This window comes from Paraburkholderia guartelaensis (assembly GCF_004353905.1).
Taxonomy (GTDB): domain Bacteria; phylum Pseudomonadota; class Gammaproteobacteria; order Burkholderiales; family Burkholderiaceae; genus Paraburkholderia; species Paraburkholderia guartelaensis.
This window is the reverse complement of sequence record NZ_SMOD01000001.1, coordinates 336571-354130: the sequence shown is the minus strand read 5'-3', so window position 1 is coordinate 354130 and position 17560 is coordinate 336571. Positions and strand designations below refer to the sequence as shown.

15 protein-coding genes and 1 pseudogene are annotated in these 17560 nt (G+C 65.4%); 4 read left to right on the top strand and 12 right to left on the bottom strand.

Annotation, left to right across the window (positions count from 1 at the left end; all coding sequences use genetic code 11):
* The first annotated feature begins 262 nt into the window (after positions 1-262).
* Positions 263-763, top strand: coding sequence for a Spy/CpxP family protein refolding chaperone (locus tag E1N52_RS01550; protein WP_246088903.1), 501 nt, complete (start codon positions 263-265; stop codon positions 761-763).
* Positions 764-1189: 426 nt separating this feature from the next.
* Here the strand turns inward: E1N52_RS01550 and E1N52_RS01545 are convergent, their stop codons facing one another.
* The 6 genes from E1N52_RS01545 to E1N52_RS01520 all read right to left on the bottom strand — a co-directional run bounded on the left by E1N52_RS01545 (position 1190) and on the right by E1N52_RS01520 (position 7921).
* Complete coding sequence (locus tag E1N52_RS01545; RefSeq protein WP_133179548.1) at positions 1190-3304, bottom strand: phosphocholine-specific phospholipase C; 2115 nt, start codon at positions 3302-3304, stop codon at positions 1190-1192.
* Between the two features lie 89 nt (positions 3305-3393).
* Positions 3394-3837: a hypothetical protein gene (locus E1N52_RS01540; protein ID WP_133179546.1), complete on the bottom strand. Its 444-nt coding sequence runs from the start codon at positions 3835-3837 to the stop codon at positions 3394-3396.
* Between the two features lie 163 nt (positions 3838-4000).
* A complete protein-coding gene (locus E1N52_RS01535) occupies positions 4001-4402 on the bottom strand; it encodes a PPC domain-containing DNA-binding protein (RefSeq protein ID WP_133179544.1) in 402 nt (133 codons plus the stop codon).
* Positions 4403-4525: 123 nt separating this feature from the next.
* Complete coding sequence (locus E1N52_RS01530; RefSeq protein WP_133179542.1) at positions 4526-4846, bottom strand: DUF4148 domain-containing protein; 321 nt, start codon at positions 4844-4846, stop codon at positions 4526-4528.
* A 208-nt stretch (positions 4847-5054) separates the two neighbouring features.
* Positions 5055-6557, bottom strand: coding sequence for a M81 family metallopeptidase (locus tag E1N52_RS01525; protein WP_133179541.1), 1503 nt, complete (start codon positions 6555-6557; stop codon positions 5055-5057).
* Positions 6558-6631: 74 nt separating this feature from the next.
* Positions 6632-7921 carry an MFS transporter gene (locus E1N52_RS01520; protein WP_133179539.1) on the bottom strand — a complete coding sequence of 430 codons (1290 nt, stop codon included), beginning with the start codon at positions 7919-7921 and terminating at the stop codon, positions 6632-6634.
* A gap of 131 nt (positions 7922-8052) precedes the next feature.
* Here E1N52_RS01520 and E1N52_RS01515 point away from each other — a divergent pair, with 131 nt between their 5' ends.
* Positions 8053-8970, top strand: coding sequence for a LysR family transcriptional regulator (locus E1N52_RS01515; RefSeq protein WP_133179537.1), 918 nt, complete (start codon positions 8053-8055; stop codon positions 8968-8970).
* Positions 8971-8977: 7 nt separating this feature from the next.
* On the opposite strand, the gene E1N52_RS01510 is transcribed toward E1N52_RS01515, so the two are convergent.
* Positions 8978-10030 (bottom strand): alpha/beta fold hydrolase, encoded by a 1053-nt coding sequence (locus tag E1N52_RS01510; protein WP_133179535.1) that lies wholly within the window; start codon positions 10028-10030, stop codon positions 8978-8980.
* 436 nt (positions 10031-10466) lie between these two features.
* On the opposite strand from E1N52_RS01510, the gene E1N52_RS01505 reads away from it, so the two are divergent.
* Positions 10467-11822 (top strand): epoxide hydrolase family protein, encoded by a 1356-nt coding sequence (locus E1N52_RS01505; protein ID WP_133179533.1) that lies wholly within the window; start codon positions 10467-10469, stop codon positions 11820-11822.
* A gap of 30 nt (positions 11823-11852) precedes the next feature.
* Here the strand turns inward: E1N52_RS01505 and E1N52_RS01500 are convergent, their stop codons facing one another.
* The 3 genes from E1N52_RS01500 to E1N52_RS01490 form a co-directional block, all read right to left on the bottom strand.
* On the bottom strand, positions 11853-12971 hold the full coding sequence (locus E1N52_RS01500) for a WD40/YVTN/BNR-like repeat-containing protein (protein WP_133179531.1): 1119 nt from the start codon (positions 12969-12971) through the stop codon (positions 11853-11855).
* Positions 12972-13029: 58 nt separating this feature from the next.
* On the bottom strand, positions 13030-13299 hold the full coding sequence (locus E1N52_RS01495) for a MoaD/ThiS family protein (protein ID WP_133179529.1): 270 nt from the start codon (positions 13297-13299) through the stop codon (positions 13030-13032).
* Between the two features lie 163 nt (positions 13300-13462).
* The gene (locus E1N52_RS01490) at positions 13463-14266 is read right to left on the bottom strand and encodes a hypothetical protein (RefSeq protein WP_133179527.1); all 804 of its coding nucleotides are present in this window, start codon (positions 14264-14266) and stop codon (positions 13463-13465) included.
* Positions 14267-14444: 178 nt separating this feature from the next.
* On the opposite strand from E1N52_RS01490, the gene gcvA reads away from it, so the two are divergent.
* Positions 14445-15353: a transcriptional regulator GcvA gene (gene gcvA, locus E1N52_RS01485; RefSeq protein WP_133179525.1), complete on the top strand. Its 909-nt coding sequence runs from the start codon at positions 14445-14447 to the stop codon at positions 15351-15353.
* A 20-nt stretch (positions 15354-15373) separates the two neighbouring features.
* On the opposite strand, the gene E1N52_RS01480 is transcribed toward gcvA, so the two are convergent.
* Both E1N52_RS01480 and E1N52_RS01475 read right to left on the bottom strand, forming a co-directional pair.
* A complete protein-coding gene (locus E1N52_RS01480; RefSeq protein WP_133179523.1) occupies positions 15374-16180 on the bottom strand; it encodes a sulfite exporter TauE/SafE family protein in 807 nt (268 codons plus the stop codon).
* Between the two features lie 64 nt (positions 16181-16244).
* Positions 16245-17402: pseudogene (locus E1N52_RS01475) on the bottom strand (cysteine desulfurase family protein); the annotation flags it as partial.
* Positions 17403-17560: the final 158 nt, after the last annotated feature.

Here is a 17560-nt window from a genome sequence, read left to right as displayed (position 1 = left end):
CATAGCCCGCCAAAGTTGCAACGGCCAGGGTGGCGCACGCCAGTCTTCCCCACGCTAACCGGGCGACGGGAGCGGAATGCGAATGGGATGCCCTCTGAAATGCCAATCGAATCGCCACGTTGCCTCCTTGTATCGTCAGAATGACTCGCTGCCGGGCAAGCCAAGCCGATTTTCTGCGTGAGTGAAGCGTGGTGCTTTTCGGGAATCGTGCCCTATTCCCTGATATTCCCTGTTATTCGCTGTTACATAGAGGATGCCGAAATTGGTTGCCGCCGCTGCTATGATCAAAATGCTTCGTTCCGACTTGCCGGCCATTGCCGGCAAACGCTTTTCGCGAGGGCTGACAATGAAACCTGTCCTGCTTGCGCTAGCCCTGCTCGGCGCTTCCACGTGCTGGGCGCAGGCCAGCGCTCCGGCTGCGTCGTCGCATCAGCATCACGTTGAAACTGTCGACGACCGCGTGAAAGAATTGCATGCCGAACTGAAGATTACTCCCGCCGAAGAGGATCAGTGGGCGAAAGTGGCCGACGTCATGCGCAATAACGCCAAAACGGTGGATGATCTGATCCAGCAGCGGCACGATAATGCCCAGCAACAAACCGCGGTGGAGAATCTTCAATCGTGGAACGAGATTGCCCAGGCGAATGCCGATGGCAGCAAGGCGATGCTCGATGCCTTCTCGGCGCTTTACGCGACCATGCCCGACTCGCAGAAGAAGCTTGCGGACGCCGCTTTCCGGCCCACTGAAGCGCACACGAAATAACCAGCCGCGAGCGCCCGCAACGCGCGCTCGCGACGGAGGATCGGCGATGAAACTCCGTGTGTTGAAGTTTGCATTCCTTTGTATCGCGACGACGCTGTGCGCGATGCAAACCGCACAGGCGCGCGTGAACGTCAATGTCGGCGTGGGCATCGGAATTCCGGGAGCGTTCTACGCGCCGCCGCCGCCCGTATTTTTCATGCATCCCGCCGCGCCGATGTGGCCGCCTCCCGTTGTGTATTCGCGCCACGGCTTTTCTCCGTGGCACCGTCCTCCGCATTTCATGGGTCCGAGACACGTCCGGCATCCCGGTTGGGGACCACCGCCGCCACGCTGGCGCTAGAGGCGCGTCTGCATAACTGCGCGGTAAACAAAAAAGCCACGGCTCGCGAAAGCCGTGGCTCGAATTCCTGCTCGGATTAGGCTACATCAGGCGCCGAGCGCGGGATCGCTATAGCTCGGGTGGCCCGTCTCGACGTGGCCTGCAATGCGCCGCACGAACGTCGAATCGCTATCGACCGTGATCGTCAGGTCGTACCAGCCGTACGCGTTGCGCAGGTCGAGATAAAGCTGCTCGGTGTCGCCGCCGGGCACAGTGCGCTGGATCTTCGTGCTCGGGTCATACGCGTTGACGATCGTGAACTGGCAACGCGCGCCGCCCTTGTTCTCGAGACGCAGTTGCAGGTTGCCGTTCGCCACGTCGTAGCCCTCGGCCACTTCGGGGCGCGCCGTTTCGTTGCCGCCGAACCAGCCCGACTTGACCTGCGTGCCCGCTAAACGGCGCAGGAACCCGTTCGGCCCATGCACGGTGAAGTCGTACGCACCGCTGGCGCCGATCGCGAACTTGTCCTGCAGATGCTTGCCGGCTTCGACCGTATAGGTGCGCGGCGCATCGGTGCTGCCCGCCGTGTAGACGAGGAACACGGCACCGGCGCGGCCCGAATTGACGAAGCGTGTGGTGACGGCGCCCGAGTTGGCGTTCGCATCGAAGCGCACGAACAGCTCGTACGGCAGCGCCCGCGCATTGCGCACGCCCGCTTCCTGCTTCGGCACGCTGCCCACGACCGGCGGCACCGGCACGTAGTCGGGGTGACGGAGCTTGTCCGGCGGCGCGTAGCCCGTCGTGGAAGGCAGCGCGGGAATGGCCGCGTTAGGCGTGGCGAAGTTGAACGCCGACGTGAGGTCGCCGCATACGGCGCGGCGCCACGGCGTGATGTTCGGCTCACGCAGGTCGTGATGCAGACCGAAGCGCTTCTCGATGAAGCGGATCACGGAAGTATGGTCGAACGTCTCCGAGCACACCCAGCCGCCGCGCGACCACGGCGAGACCACGAGCATCGGCACGCGCGGCCCGAGGCCATACGGGCCCGCCGCGTACTTGCTGCTGCCCGGGAAAATTTCGTTCGTCGTGTCGACGGTCGAGAGGCCGTTCGCGCTCGAAGCCGGCGGGAACGGGGGCGCCAGGTGATCGAAGAAGCCGTCGTTCTCGTCGTAGTTCACGAGCAGCACGGTCTTGCTCCACAGGTCCGGGTTCGACGTGAGAATCTGCAGCACCTGGTCGACGTACCACGCGCCATAGTTCGCCGGCCAGTTCGGATGCTCCGAGTACGCCTCGGGCGCGACGATCCACGAAACCTGCGGCAGCGCGTTGTTCGCCACGTCCTGCTTCAGGACATCGAAGTAGCCGCCGCCCGCCAGCACGTTCGTGCCCGTGCGTGCGCGGTCATACAGCGGATTGCCGGGCTGCGCGTTCTGGTATTGATGGAAATACAGGAGCGAGTTGTCGCCGTAATTGCCGATGTACGGGTTGTCGCCCGTCCAGCCCCACGAGCCCTTGGCATCCAGGCCTTCGCCCGCGTCCTGATAGATCTTCCACGTGATGCCCGCGCTCTGCAGGACTTCGGGATACGTGGACCAGCCATAGCCCGCTTCCGCGTTGTCGATCACCGGGCCGCCGCCGCTGCCGTCGTTGCCCACCCAGCCCGTCCACATGTAGTAGCGGTTCGGGTCGGTCGCGGTCATCGTCGAGCAGTGGTACGCGTCGCAAATCGTGAAAGCGTCGGCGAGCTGATAGTGGAACGGAATGTCGTCGCGCGTCAGGTAGGCCATCGTGGTCGTGCCCTTGGCGGGCACCCACTGGTCGTAGCGGCCGCCGTTCCAGGCAGCGTGCGTCGTCGTCCAGTCGTGCGGCAGATCCTGGATGAACTGCAGGCCCAGGTTGGACGCCGTGGGATGGAACGGCAGCACTTCGCCCACACCGGCCGCAAGCGGCTGGTTCCACACAGGCTTGCCGGTGGGCAGCGTGATCGTACGCGTGTCGCCGAAGCCGCGCACACCGCGCAGCGTGCCGAAGTAATGGTCGAACGAGCGGTTCTCCTGCATGAGGATCACGATGTGCTCGACATCGCGGATGCTCCCGGTGCGATTGTTCGCGGGAATCGCGAGCGCATTGCGGATGCCCTGCGGCAGCATCGTCAGGGCGGTGGCCGAACCGGCGCTCATCGCGGCGGTGCGGAGAAAGTCACGGCGGCTTCTCGATGTCATCTTGTGGTTTCCATCTTCAGGTTGAGAAAGGCACGCACGGCACGCCGCCTTGACGGGCGGCAGACGGCAAGGCCGCGCGGCCGGGGACGTCAATCAGCGGTGTGGATTACGGGTGTGACAAGCGGTTCGATCTGCGCGGCTTGTGTGTCTTGCGCGCTCCCGCCGGCGGGTGGCTTTGCCGGCGAGCGCACGGCGTTCGCAGGCAAGGCTACGCCGGCGTTTGCCATGCTGTTCGCACTATCTGGGAGATTCGATGCGGCCGCATCCGACGCCAGCGTGAATGCGTTGGCTAGCTGAGGGCGCTGTGGATCGCTGCCAGGCTGCGCTTGCGCAAGTTCGCGTGCGGCGTTCGTGGTAAGCGCGGCGCGCGCGTCGCTATCGCGTTCGCTGCATGCGTCAAGCGTGCAAAGCGCGGCTGCGCATGCAAGCAGCATGGCGGGTGCACGCATCGTCGTGAATGCAGCGGGCAGGCTCAAACGTCTGCGCGACGCGCTTTGCCATGGCAAGCGCGCCGGCGCGGATTCGACCGTCATCGAAGTCTCCGTCCAGATAGAGGCACAACAACGGCTCGAGGAGCGGCCCGAGCGGGGCCTCGCACGCAGCAAAGACAGGAGCGAGGCAACGCCGAAGCATAGCGAAGCCCCTTTTAAATTTTGTGACGGCGCGTGGGGCCGCGCGAATGGCGGCGCAGGCGGATCAGCCTGGCGCGTTGCGGATCTGCAGTTCCGCGAATCCGGTCGCGGAGTCGAGCTCTCGTGAGAAACGATGGCCGGGCAGCAGTACCAGCAGCAGTTCCGCCGTGGTGCGCACTGTGCAGCCGCGCGCGACGTGGCCGCCGAACACGCGGCCTTGTGCGTCGGAGACGGACATATGCAGGTGGGCGCCATCGGGCGATACCGAGCCCGCGAGCGTGAGGATTTCCAGGTCGCCGCGCAATTCGGTCGGCGTATCGACGCCGGCGAATCGCAACTGCGCAACGCTCAGGCTGCCGACGCCCTGAACGACGAACGCCGCATGCGAGGCTTGCTGGCCCAGCAAGCTTTCGACGGCGACGCGCAGATCGTCGCCAGGAGACAGCCGTACAGGATGGATTTGCATGCTGGCCTCGGGGTCGTCGTATCCGGCACAGATTAGGCCGGGACGCACAATGAGGCAAGTCGCGCCATGTGCAACGGCCCGCTCGAAGCGGGCCGCTCTTGCCTTCGCGCCTTCACTCGTCCATCAATGATGCGCGTAGATCGGCCCCAGGCCGGGAATGTCGTGCGGCGCCGAAGCCGTGGACGCGCCCGCTGCCGACGAACCATCCGCCACGCCGCCGAACGCCGATGCCACCGCACCGTTCTGCGCGCTCACCTTCGCTTCGGCGGCCTCGATGTGCTGCGGATAGTCGTTGTAGTCGGCCGCCGGGTTGTAGCCGGCCTGTTGGAGCTGCACCAGTTCGGCGCGGACCTGGGCACGCGTGAGCGGCTCGGCCGACTGCGCGAAAGAGACGACGGGAACAGCGACAACAGCGGCAACGATCAGCGACTTGATGAGTTTCATGGTATCCACCTGTAAGCAATGAGTTGGTTCGGACCACGATTGCGTGGCTCGTGCGTCCAGTCTTTTCGATGTCTGCCTGGCGACGTCGCTGACTGGCATGGGTGTATTTGAACGCCCGCACGTATCCCGCTTGTTTCCGCGAACCCCTGCTTTTGCAAGCCTCCTTGTCCATTGCCACGGTGAATACACAAGGATACAAAACCCCTCGCTACTCCCGCAGCTCGCTCAGCGACACCCCGTTCGGCCGCAGGCGCAAGCGCGTATCGATGCGCTGCCACGGCAAGTCAGCGGGGTCGGCGGCCATGGGGCCAGGCGCCTTCGCCACCAGATGCGCCGAGGCTATCGCGTCGAAATCGGCGCGATAGTGGACCGAACTCTTGTTCACCAGAATCTTCATGCGCTCCGGCTCGATACCTGCCGCGCGATACAGATTGCGGTCGAATATCTGCATCTTCACGGAGCTGACCGCGATCCTCACGCCGTCGATGCGCAGGCACGCCACCGGCCCGATCTCGGTCCACATGCCGTTCATCATCGGGCCGTCGAAACGTACGCGCCCATCGGCGAGATGCTCCACGACGAAGCGCCCGGCAAGCGGCGCGTCGCCGGGCACGCCCGTGCCGCCCGCGAGCGCAAGCTCGATCGTCGCCCCCACGCCTGCCTCATGCGCCTTCGCGGCCGCCTGCGGGTCCCAGATCAGGCCCACGGCCGCGTCGCGCGCGCCCTGGCGCAACAGCGCACGCACGAGGCCCATCGTGTTCGAGTCGCCGCCCACGCCCGGGTTGTCCTGCGTATCGGCGATGACCACCGGCTGCGTGGCGTGCTCGGCGAGGCGCATGGCTTCGCGCACGGCGGCGTCGGGGTCGAGAAAGCGCACTTCCCAGTCGCGCTCCTGCTCGACGATGGCCGACGCCAATTCGTTCACTACCGCAATGACGGCGGCCTCGTCGAAACCGTAACCCCACACGGCCGCGCCGCACTCGGGAAAATCGGAGGCCGGAAAACCCGGCGCGAACGAAAGCGAGACAACCGAATCGCCCTCCAGCTGCGCGAGATGCGCGTACGTTCCGCGCGCCGGTTCCGCAAGCGTGCACATGCCGTTCACGGGAATCAGGAACGGAATGCGGCGCACGTAGCGCTTGAGCCTGCGCCCGGGCTCCGCGACGAGGCGCCAGAGGATCTGCGCGGCACGCGCGCCCGTTTCGGCCATGTCGACATGCGGATAGGTGCGATACGCGACCATGGCGTCGGCGTGCGTGAACATCTGCTCGGTCACGTTGGCGTGCAGATCGAGCGAGACCACGACGGGCATCTCGCGGCCCACGATGGCCCGCACGCGCGCGAGCAGCGCGCCTTCGCCATCGTCCAGATGCTCGGTGACCATCGCGCCGTGCAGGTCGAGATAGATCGCGTCGAAGCCACCGCGCCGCACGGCATCGACGATTTCGCCGGCAATGCGCTCGAACGCGTCTTCGGTCACGTGCGCGGAAGCGCTCGCCCCGGCCCAGATGACCGGCACGAGCGTATGCCCCGCCGCTTCCGCCGCCTGGATGAAGCCACCGGCAGGCACGTTCACGTCGCGCAGCGAGAGCACGTCCGCGCCGCGTGTGAGCGGCGGAAAACCCTCGCCCTGGACGAAGCTTTGATAGCTGGCTTTCGTCGGAGCGAACGTGTTGGTTTCGTGCTGGAAGCCTGCGATGAGAATCTTCATTTTCCCTTACCTCATTTGCATAGGATGACTGATCAAACCAATTTCGCGCAGTGCCGTGAAGGCACCCTGTACGTTCAGGGCTTCGCGCTCGAGAGCCTGACCGAAAGAATCAGCAGCGCGCCGATGAGCGACACGCCCCCCATGGCGAGCAGCGCCGGCTGGAGGCTGCCGGCCGCCGTCTTGATCCATCCGATGGCCGCCGGCCCCCAGAATCCGCCGGAAAGCCCGATGGTGTTGATGAGCGCAATGCCGCCCGCCGCGGCCGGCCCCTTGATGTACTCGGGCGGAATCGCCCAAAAGACGGTGTAGGCCATCCACAACGCCATCGTCACGAGCGTGAGCAGCGCGAGCGTGGGCGCCAGATGATTGCCCGTGGCCGCGCACACCGCGAAAAGCAGCGCGGCGGCGGCTGCAGGCACGGCGCAGTGAAAGCGCCGCTCGCCTAGCCGGTCCGAACGGCGGCCCATATAGAGCATGCCCACTGCCGCCGCGACATACGGAATCGACGTGTACCAGCCCAGCGTGATGAGATTGTTCACGCCTTGCGCCTTGAGGATGGCGGGCAGCCAGAAGCTGATGGCGTAAATCGACGCAATGATGCAGAAGTACGCAAACGCCAGCACGTAGACCTTGCGATCGCGCAGCACGCTGCCGAACGAGGTGGCGTGCGCCTCGGGCGCGCCGACTTCGGCTTCGATCCGGTGTTTCTCGGCGTCGCTCAGCCACGCGGCGTCGGCCGGACGGTCCGGCAGATAGAGGAACGTCGCGATGCCGAGCACGATGCACGGCAGGCCTTCCACGAGGAACATCCATTGCCAGCCCGCGAGGCCCGCCTTACCCGCGAGTGTGCTCATGATGGCCGCCGAAACCGGCCCGCCGACAATGCCGCCGATCGGCCCGGCGAGAAACACCATCGCAATGGCGCGCGCCATGCGCGAGGGGCCGTACCAGCGCGAGAGATAGAAGATCATGCCCGGCGCAAAGCCCGCTTCGAACACGCCTAGCAGGAAGCGCATGGCGTAGAACGCGGGCACGCTGCGCACGAACAGCATGCACGCCGACGTGATGCCCCACAGCACGAGAATGCGCCCGAAGGTCTTGCGCGCGCCGATCTTCGGCAACAGCAGATTGCTCGGCAATTCGAACAGCACATAGCCGATGAAGAAAATGCCCGCGCCCACGCCATAGGCGGCATCGGAGAAGCCGAGGTCGGTCTGCATCTGCAGCTTGGCGAACCCGACGTTCACGCGATCGAGGTAAGCAAACAAATAGCAGATCAGCAGAAACGGCAGCAAACGCGCGTTGATCTTGCTGTAGAGCGTGGAAGCGTCAAGGCTCCTCGCGCTGGGAAGAATGGCGGCCATGTCCTGTCTCCTGTTTGGTGGGCGTCGTGCGCAATACCATCCTGGCCAGGGCATACTTCGCTAGCAAGAGCAACAAAGTTCACATATCGTTCTTTTTCAGGCAACAGTCCCTTTACGCGAACGAGGGCGCGATGCGCGAAATCAATCAGCAGCGGCTGCGTTATTTCCACGAGGTGCTCACGCACGGCACGATCCGCGGCGCGGCGGACAGCCTGAACACATCGCCCTCGGTCATTACGCGGCAAATCAAGCTGCTGGAGGACGAACTGGGCGCGCAACTGTTCGAGCGCCAGGCGCGCGGCGTGAAGCCCACCGAAGCGGCGGCGCATCTGCTGGAGTTCTGGCGCGGCTATCGCGCGCAGCAGGAGAAGTTCGAGGACCAGTTACACGCGTTGCGTGGGCTTCAGCAAGGCCGCGTCGATCTGGCCGTGAGCGAAGGCTACGTGGATGCGCTCGTCGACGAGGTCATCACGCCGTTCTGCGCGCAATATCCGAAGCTCGATGTGAGCCTCACGATGCTCCCCGTCGACGACGTGCTGGGTGAGGTTGCCGAAAGCCGCGCGCATATCGGCCTGGCGTTCAATCCGCCGCCGCATGAGCGCATCGAATACCGAGCGAGTTCAGCGCAGCCCGTCGTGCTGCTGGTGCGCCGCGACCATCCGCTCGCGCTGCGGGGCACGCCCGTCACGATCGACGATCTCCTCGCGTGGCCGCTCGCGTTGATGCCCAGCACGTTCGGCATCGGGCATCTCGCGAAAATGCTGGCATTCGCGGAGAACGTCGAGATACGCGCGACGCTCACCACGAATTCGCTTACCGCGCTCAAGCGTTTTGTCGCCGTGGAAAACTTCGCGACGCTGATCGGCGAGTTTGCCGCCGCGCGCGAGATCCAAGCCGGCGAACTCGTGACCATACCGATCGAGCACGCGCTCTTTCGAGGCACGAAGGCGCGCGTGCTCGTGAAGTCGGGGCGGCCGCTCGTCGCGGCCGCGCATGAGCTGCTCGACTGGATCCTGCAGCGCATGACGATGTTCCAGCCTGCGGGATGAATGCGGGCTAGAAGGCGTCCACGTCGACCACGGCTTGCGCGAAGGCCTGCGGTGCTTCCTGCGGCAGGTTGTGCCCGATCCCGCCCGTGATCACCCGGTGCTCGTATTTCCCGGTGAACTTGCTCGCATAGGCGCTGGGCGGCGCATGGGGCGCGCCGTTCGCGTCGCCTTCGAGAGTGATCGCGGGCACGCCGATGGTCGGCCCCGGCACGAGCCGCGCCTCGTATTCGTCGTACTTTGCTTCGCCTGGCGCGAGTCCCAGCCGCCAGCGATAGTTGTGGATCGTGATATCCACGTGATCGGGATTGTCGAAGGCGGTTGCGCTGCGATCGAACGTGGCGTCGTCGAACTGCCATTTCGGCGAGGCCTGCCGCCAGATCAGCTTCGCGAAATCGTGCGTGTATTCGTGGTAGCCGGCGCGGCCGCGGTCGGTCGCGAAGTAGAACTGGTACCACCACTGAAACTCGCCTTCGGGCGGCAGCGGCGTCATGCCCGTTTTCTGGCTGCCGATCAGATAGCCGCTCACCGAAACGAGCGCCTTGCAGCGCTGCGGCCAGAGCGCCGCGATGATGTCCGCCGTGCGCGCGCCCCAGTCGAAGCCCGCGAGAATCGGCTGACGAATCTTGAGTGCGTCCATGAGCGCGACGATATCGGTCGCCACCGCGGTGGGCTGACCGTTGCGCAAGGTATCGGCGGCGAGAAAGCGTGTGGTGCCGTAGCCACGCAGATACGGAACGATCACGCGATAGCCGCGCGAAGCGAGCAGCGGCGCGACATCGACGAAGCTATGGATGTCGTAGGGCCAACCGTGCAGCAGGATGACCGGCGGCCCGTCGGCGGGACCGTCCTCGGCGTAGCCCACGTTGAGCAGCCCCGCATTGACCTGCTTGAGCGCCGCGAACGAGGTGTGGCTGCCGGGCTTGACGGGCGGTAACGGCGCGGCTTTCGGTGTGGCGCTCTGCGCCTTCGCCGCGCCCGGCGTGCCGAGCTGCGCGGCAGCGAGCATCAAGGCTCCCGTTCCCAGCAAGCTGCGGCGGCGCGTATCGATTTTCTCGGGCATTTTCGCTCTCGCTCCTTGTTTGCGCCGTGGTGTACGGCGGGCCCGGGCAGTATAGGGGAGCGCTGTTACATCGGTTTGCGCAGTGCGCCGCGCCGGGCCTTGTATCGCTACGTATCTGCGTGGCGCACAGACACATGCGCATACACAAAGTGGTCCCGCCCGACACGCAGGGGATACATCGGGACGCTCCAATACGCGGACCCCGCCGCCAATCGCGAACGTTCACGAATATGACACGCCGCATCTGACCGGGATACTTCGCGCCGCTAGTGCGCACCTTAATTATTAAGTTATCCAAACAATGCAGTTGCGATGCTGATTCACCCACACCCTGACTGCTCTCACCTCGCGACAAGCGCCAGCATGCGCTCATCGCCGCGACGGCACTTGGTATCGACAAGCGCCGCCGCCTTTCATGCCAGCAACTGGAGTTCTTATGTCTGACAATCTTTTGCTTCAATCGCTATCACGCCGCCGTTTCGTTGGCGCGACTGCAGCCGCCGTGGCGGCGGCCTCGTTCAGCCAGCTCGCGTTCGCACAATCCCAGCAAGACATGACCGAAGCGAAGCCGGCGGCGAACGGCGACAAGACCGCGATTCGTCCGCTGCGCGTGCACGTGCCCGAGGCACAGCTCGTCGATCTTCGCCGCCGCATCAAGGCCACGCGCTGGCCCGACAAGGAGACCGTGAACGACGAGTCGCAAGGCGTGCCGCTCGCGATGATGCAGGAGGTCGCGCGCCACTGGTCGACCGATTACGACTGGCGGCGCTGCGAAGCGAAACTGAACTCGCTGCCGAATTACATGACCGAAATCGACGGACTCGACATCCACTTCATACATGTGCGCTCGAAACACGAGAACGCGATGCCGCTCATCGTGACGCACGGCTGGCCGGGCTCCGTCATCGAACAGTTCAAGATCATCGATCCGCTGACCAATCCCACGGCCTACGGCGCGAGCGCCTCAGACGCCTTTCACCTCGTGATTCCGTCGCTGCCGGGCTACGGCTTCTCGGCCAGGCCGACCGAGGTGGGCTGGGGTCCCGAGCGGACCGCGCGTGCATGGGTCGTGCTGATGAAGCGCCTTGGCTACGAAAAGTTCGCGGCGCAAGGCGGCGACCTGGGTGGCATAGTCGCCAACGTGATGGCCAAGCAGGCGCCGCCGGAACTGCTCGGCATTCACGTGAATTTCCCGGCGACGATTCCGCCCGAAATCGCCAAGGCGCTGCAAGCCGGCTCGCCGCCGCCAGCCAGTCTCAGCGACGAAGAAAAGCGCACTTACGAGCAGCTCGCGAGCGCAGCCAAATCGCGGCGCGCCTACCTGCTCGAACAGAGCACGCGCCCGCAGACGCTCTATGGACTCTCGGACTCGCCAATCGCGCTGGCCAGCTGGCTCCTCGATCACGGCGACGGCTATATCCAGCCGGCAGCGGCGCTGACTTCAGCTGTGTATGGGCGCGACGTCAACGGTGAATCGTCGGGGGCAATGACGCGCGACGACGTACTCGACGACATCACGCTCTACTGGCTGACGAATACGGGCATCTCAGCCGCGCGCTTCTACTGGGAGTCGCATTTCAACTTCATCGCGGCCGCCGATGTATCGGTGCCGGCCGCAGTGAGCGTGTTCCCGCGCGAGACCTACCAGGCGCCGCGCAACTGGACCGAGCGCGCCTATCACGACCTCATCTACTACAACCGGCCCGACAAGGGCGGCCACTTTGCGGCATGGGAGCAGCCGCAACTGTTCGCTGCGGAAGTGCGAGCGGGGTTGAGGCCGCTGCGCGCGTAGCGAGGCGGGTTCGGGTGCGGCTGCGCGCCGTCACCCGAATCGCACGCAATACACCGGCGGCAAGTGGGCCGAAACGAGCTGCCAGTTTTCGCCGCCATCGTCCGAGGTCCACAGCGCGCCCGTCGTCGAGCCCATCGCGAGGCGCGTGCCGGTATCGTCGATGTCGAGTCCATGCCGGTATACGAGGTCGTACGCCGGTGCGCCCGGCAGCCCGTTCGAGAAGCGCTCGAACGTGCGCCCGCCGTCACGCGTGCGGGTCACGACGAACTTGCCATCCACGGGTACGCGGTACTGGTCTTTTTGGGCCGGCACGAACCACGCGGTGTCCGGCTCGCGCGGATGCACCGCGACCGCGAATCCGAAGCTGGACGGCTGCGCTTCGATGCGGCGCCAGTGGGCCGCGCCATCGGTCGAGCGGAAGATCGCGCAGTGATGCTGTGTCCACAGCACATCCGGATTCGCCGCGCATTGCACGACGCGGTGCGGGTCTTGCGCGTTGGGTTCGCCGCGCCGCTCGGGCGGCATGTAGTCGGCTTCCATGCCCTCGGCGGTGAGGCGCCAGGTCGCGCCGCCGTCGCCCGTCTGCCAGACGCCGCCGCACGACACGCCGACCGTCACGTGCCGGCTGTCGCGCGGATCGACCATCACCGAGTGAATGCCCGGCGAGTCGTAGCCGCCGCCCGCCCATTCGCGCCGCTCCGGGCGGTCCCACAGCGGGCGATTGAGTTCCCAGGTGTCGCCGCCGTCGGCGGAGCGGAACAGGCCGCCCGGTATCGTGCCCGCCCACAGCACGCCCGGCTCATCCGCGCCGCCCGGTTCGAGCGACCAGATCTGCTGGAGCGACCACGGCGCGGGCAGGCGGCCCAATGCATCCGGTTCGCTGGCCTGGATCTCCTCGGCAGGCTGTGGCGGATAGACGGGCACCGCGCATTCTTCCCAGTCCGCCATGCCCGCACGCCGGCGATGCAGCTTCACGCCGAAGTGACCCAGGTTGAGTGCGGCATAGAGCGAGCCGTCGCGCGCGTCGGGCATCACCATGCTCACCGGCTCGCCGACGAATTCAGGTTCGCCGATTGTCCAGCCGCCCTCTCCATCGGCTTGCAGAACGAACAGTCCCTTGCGGGTTGCGACTAGCAATCGATCGCTCATCTCGCGTGTCCTCCTGTCGACCCAGAGTCAGCGCCCTGGTCTCATGCGAAGCTGTGGCTCATCCGCCGGATAGCGCTTGCACGACGTACACCCGGCTCTCCTCGTCGAGCGCATCGCTCAAATGCTCCCGGTCGCGTAGCCGAACGCCGTCCACGAATACCGCCAGATGTTTTCGCAATGCGCCCTGATCGTCGAGGATATAGCCGCGCAAACGCGGCTGCTCGGCAAACACGGCATCGAACGCTTCGCGAAGCGTGTGCGCGTCGATCTCGCGCTCGGGCGTCGCGACGTGCCGCTGAATCGAAGCTGCGAAGAAGATGTGCGCCATGGCGGGCCGGCGGCGCGGAAGTGGCCGCATCCGCCGGTTTTGTAGTGTAGGCCATCCACCATGGGCTATGAGTCGTTGGCCCGCCCCCGAAGCCAAAGTCCTGCGATGCAGCGCAGCAAGCGCGGCGACGCCCGCCCAGGCCCGGGAGACATGGAGCCAGCCGTTACGGCGTGCTGCCTTCGGGCTTGGCCTTGCCGTGCAGGCACGGTGTCGGCAGACGCATGCGGTACAGGGAAATCGCCTGGATCGTGAGCACGCAGATTATCGCTGTCCCGTAGGCGGCCAGCAGATTCCAGTGCGTGAGCGTGAGGCTCAGCACGAAGAAGAAGGACGCAAATCCCAGCAAGCCCGTAGTCATGCCGCGCATCAGTTGCTGCGCCGCTTCATGGCCGATCAGCCGGTGCGCGAACACGGCAAGGATGATCGCCATGAACGGGAACGACGCGAGCACGCCGCTCGCCTCCGGTCCGACGTAAGGCGCGATCAGCGTGACGCTCACCACAAGGCCCGCAATGAGCATCATGCGCGACGGCAAATCCCACCACGGCGGCGAAAGGCGCACCGTTCTTGCCGGCTTGTTGGGAATCAGGTTCAGCGCCAGAGCGATGGCCAGAATGGCGAAGAGATAAAGACCATGCGTAGGCAGCGCGCTCCATTGCAGCACGAGGGCCACGAGGGCGAATGTTGCGCCTGCGCCTGCCAACGCCAACTTCCACCCGCGCGCCGCGAGTCTGCAATAGACGACGCAAAACGCCGCCTGCGCGGCCGTTGCGACGAGCGATCCCGCCGTCGCTTGCGCGGCGAACGCCGGTCCGTGCTCGAGCGCGAGAAAAACCGAGACTGGCCCCGATGTGAGCGGCAGGCCCACGAGCAACCCGCCGACCGCTTCGCCCCAGCGGCGAGCAGCGAGACTGGCGGCCATCAGCAACAAGGGCGTAAAGACGAGCTTGAAAAGCAGAAGATCCATGATGAGCGACGCAATGCGGAGAATGCCAACTTTCAGGAATGCGCCGCGGGCGTAGCACTGGTTACGTTACGTCCTGCGGCTTTATGCCCATATTGAAGGCCGTCGACGTGGCTGACAAACCATTTGTCGTCATATAATGCGTGAGCAAAACTCACACGTACGACACCCATCCCGCTCCATGTTCGACCGCCTTCCCCCGCTGCAAACCCTGCGCGCCTTTGAAGCCACCGGGCGGCTCCTCAGCATGACGCTGGCGGCGCAGGAACTGCACGTCACACATGGCGCCGTGAGCCGGCACATCAAGACGCTCGAGAGCCATCTGGGCGTGGCGCTGTTCCAGCGCCTCACGCGTCGCATCGTCCTGACCGAAGCGGGCGCCGAGTTCCTGCTGGCCGTGAACCGCGCGCTCGCTGAATTGACCAAGGAGTCCGAGCGCCTGCGCACGCACGACAGCGTCACGCGCCTGAAGATCAACGCCAGTGTGTCCTTCGCGAACCGTTGGCTCGCGCCGCGTCTGCATCGCCTCAAGACGCGCCATCCGGAACTCGACGTCCACCTCGACGTGACCGACAAATACGTCGATCTCAACGACTCGGATGTCGATGTGGCGATACGCTACGGCAGCGGCCGCTATCCGCGCGTGCTGGCCGAGCGCATTCTCGACGAAACCGTGACGCCGGTTTGCAGTGCTGACTATCGGGAGAAGATGGGCGGCATGGCATCGGTCGAGAGTCTCGCGCGCTGCACCTTGCTGCACGAGGGCGGCATGCTCGCGAACTGGGAGCAATGGCTGGCGCTGGCGGGATTGAGCGGCGTGCGCAGCGATCGCGGCACGGCATACAGCCATGGGAGCCTCGCGATCGAAGCGGCAATCCGCGGGGAAGGCGTCGCGCTGGGGCGCAGCGTGATCGTGGCTGACGACATCGCGGCCGGACGGCTCGTCGCGCCGTTCCCGCAGTTGCGTCTCGAGTCCGAGCGCGGGCATGATCTCGTCTACCGCATCGGCAGCCGCGACGACCCCAAGGTGCGCGCCGTGCGTGACTGGCTCGCCGACGAAATCCGCGTCTTTCTCGCCGAGGCCGGTTGAGCGCGAATCAAGCGCAAGGCTCAATAACCGAGCGCCACCTTGGCGAGCATGCCGCACGCCACGCACACCAGAATGGCGGCGAAGCCCATCTGCGTATGCCGCGCGGAAACGCGGTGCGAAACGTGACGCCCCAGCATCATGCCGACGACGGTGGCGACGCTGAACCACAGCGTGAGGTCGAGCCGCAGCGGCACGCCGTGCAGGACCGTCGCCACCACGCCGCCTGAGCCTACGAGCGCGATGACCATCAACGACGTCGCGACGATGCCGTGCATGGAAATGTTCGTGAGCTTGCGCAACATGGGCACGATGATGAAGCCGCCTCCCACGCCGAGCAGGCCCGTCATCAGACCCGTCAACGCGCCGGTCGACGCCAGCGCGAGCGCCGTCGCTTTCGACCACACGAGGCGGCCGGTGTCGGGATTGACGCGGCCCACGCAAAGCGGCGACGCTTCCTGCAGCGCGCGCTTTTTCCCGATGGTTTGACGCAGCAACCGCACGGCGACGAACAGCATCACGCCGGCAAAGAGCGCGAGCAGCAGGCGTTGCGGCATGGCTTGAGCGAGGCGCACGCCGAGCCAGGTGGTCGGCACGCCCGCGAGCGCCATGCAGAACGCCGCGCGATAGCGCACGAGACGATTTCGGAAGGCTTCGAGCGCGCCGATCCCCGCGCTGCTCGCCACGGCGATCAGGGCGACCGGCGTGGCCTGCTGCATGGGCCAGCCCATTCCCACCACGATGGCCGGCACGGCGAGAATGCCGCCGCCTGCGCCCGTGAGTCCCAGCAACGCGCCGATCATGGCGCCAAGAACGAGTGAAACGATCATCCGGTTTCGATGTTCAACGTGACTTAGACCTGCGGGATCAGGCGGGCACTGCGGCCGCTTCGGCCGCTTCGGCCGGCAGACACGGCGCCACAGCGCGACGAATGCAGTCCACCGCGAAATCGACGTCTTCGGGCTTCGTGAAGCGCCCGAGGCTCAAGCGCACCGTGCGGTTTGCCGCCTCCTCGCCAACGCCGATTGCCGTGAGCACGTGCGAAGGCGTGCCCGCCGCCGAGTTGCAGGCCGATGTCGACGAGATCGCGAGGTCACCGGTCAGCAGGAACGGAAAGAAGCCCGGCAGATCGATCGTGAGGCTCAGCGTGTGGGGAATGCGCTGCGCGCGTGCGGCGTTGAGCGTGACGCCCGGCAACGCGAGCACCTCGGCCAGCAGGCGCTCGCCCAGGCGCGCAATGCGCTCGCTGTCCGCTTGCAGCGCCTCGCGCGCGATCACGCACGCCACACCCATGCCGACGATTTGATGCGTGGCCAGCGTGCCCGAGCGCAGCCCGCGCTCGTGACCGCCGCCGTGCATTTGCGGCGCGATGCGCTCGAACGCCTCGTGGCTCACGTAGATCGCACCGATGCCCTTCGGCCCATACACCTTATGCGCCGACATCGAGAGGAGGTCGATGCCCATCGCTTTCACGTCGATGGGCGTCTTGCCGAGCGCCTGCGCCGCATCGACGTGCAGTAGCGCGCCGGCGGCATGCACCACGCGCGCAATCGACGCGACGTCCGTGAGCGTGCCCAGCTCGTTGTTGACCAGCATGAGCGACACGAGACCGGTGTCGGGCGTGAGCGCGGCGGCCACGGCCTCTGCCGTGATTTCGCCCGGCGCGTCCGGTGCGAGCCGCGTGACGGTCATGCCGCGCGCTTCGAGGCTCGTCATCGTATCGAGAATGGCCTTGTGCTCGAGCTGGCTCGTGATGAGATGGCGCTTTTGTGTTGCGCGGTCCGCGTAGCCCTTGAGTGCGAGATTGTTCGACTCGGTCGCGCCGGAAGTCCAGACGATTTCCGTGGCGTCGGCGCCGATGAGCGCCGCCACGTCCTTGCGCGCCTGCTCGACGAGCCGCCGCGCCCGCTGGCCCGCGCCGTGCGAGCTGGAGGCAGGGTTGCCGAAGTCGCCTTCCATGCCCAGACAGCCGAACATCGCCTCGATCACCCGCGGGTCCGCCGGGGTGGTCGCGGCATAGTCAAAGTAACGCAAATCGCCCTTCTCGCTCATCTTCGTTTCTCGCACAACGGAATTTCGAAAAATGCTACGCGTCGGGCACTAAAAAATGGTTCCAAAATTAAGCGGATTCTCCAAAGGGCGGAGTATCCATTTCTCCTCGACCGGCCTCAAGCGAAATGAAATTCTCGGCACGCTCCGCGAGGCAGCGT

Excerpts from the sequence above, each read along its gene's own strand:
- E1N52_RS01545 (WP_133179548.1), bottom strand. The coding sequence starts at position 3,304 with ATGACATCGAGAAGCCGCCGTGACTTTCTCCGCACCGCCGCGATGAGC.
- E1N52_RS01540 (WP_133179546.1), bottom strand. The coding sequence starts at position 3,837 with ATGACGGTCGAATCCGCGCCGGCGCGCTTGCCATGGCAAAGCGCGTCG.
- E1N52_RS01535 (WP_133179544.1), bottom strand. The coding sequence starts at position 4,402 with ATGCAAATCCATCCTGTACGGCTGTCTCCTGGCGACGATCTGCGCGTC.
- E1N52_RS01530 (WP_133179542.1), bottom strand. The coding sequence starts at position 4,846 with ATGAAACTCATCAAGTCGCTGATCGTTGCCGCTGTTGTCGCTGTTCCC.
- E1N52_RS01525 (WP_133179541.1), bottom strand. The coding sequence starts at position 6,557 with ATGAAGATTCTCATCGCAGGCTTCCAGCACGAAACCAACACGTTCGCT.
- E1N52_RS01520 (WP_133179539.1), bottom strand. The coding sequence starts at position 7,921 with ATGGCCGCCATTCTTCCCAGCGCGAGGAGCCTTGACGCTTCCACGCTC.
- E1N52_RS01515 (WP_133179537.1), top strand. The coding sequence starts at position 8,053 with ATGCGCGAAATCAATCAGCAGCGGCTGCGTTATTTCCACGAGGTGCTC.
- E1N52_RS01510 (WP_133179535.1), bottom strand. The coding sequence starts at position 10,030 with ATGCCCGAGAAAATCGATACGCGCCGCCGCAGCTTGCTGGGAACGGGA.
- E1N52_RS01505 (WP_133179533.1), top strand. The coding sequence starts at position 10,467 with ATGTCTGACAATCTTTTGCTTCAATCGCTATCACGCCGCCGTTTCGTT.
- E1N52_RS01500 (WP_133179531.1), bottom strand. The coding sequence starts at position 12,971 with ATGAGCGATCGATTGCTAGTCGCAACCCGCAAGGGACTGTTCGTTCTG.
- E1N52_RS01495 (WP_133179529.1), bottom strand. The coding sequence starts at position 13,299 with ATGGCGCACATCTTCTTCGCAGCTTCGATTCAGCGGCACGTCGCGACG.
- E1N52_RS01490 (WP_133179527.1), bottom strand. The coding sequence starts at position 14,266 with ATGGATCTTCTGCTTTTCAAGCTCGTCTTTACGCCCTTGTTGCTGATG.
- gcvA (WP_133179525.1), top strand. The coding sequence starts at position 14,445 with ATGTTCGACCGCCTTCCCCCGCTGCAAACCCTGCGCGCCTTTGAAGCC.
- E1N52_RS01480 (WP_133179523.1), bottom strand. The coding sequence starts at position 16,180 with ATGATCGTTTCACTCGTTCTTGGCGCCATGATCGGCGCGTTGCTGGGA.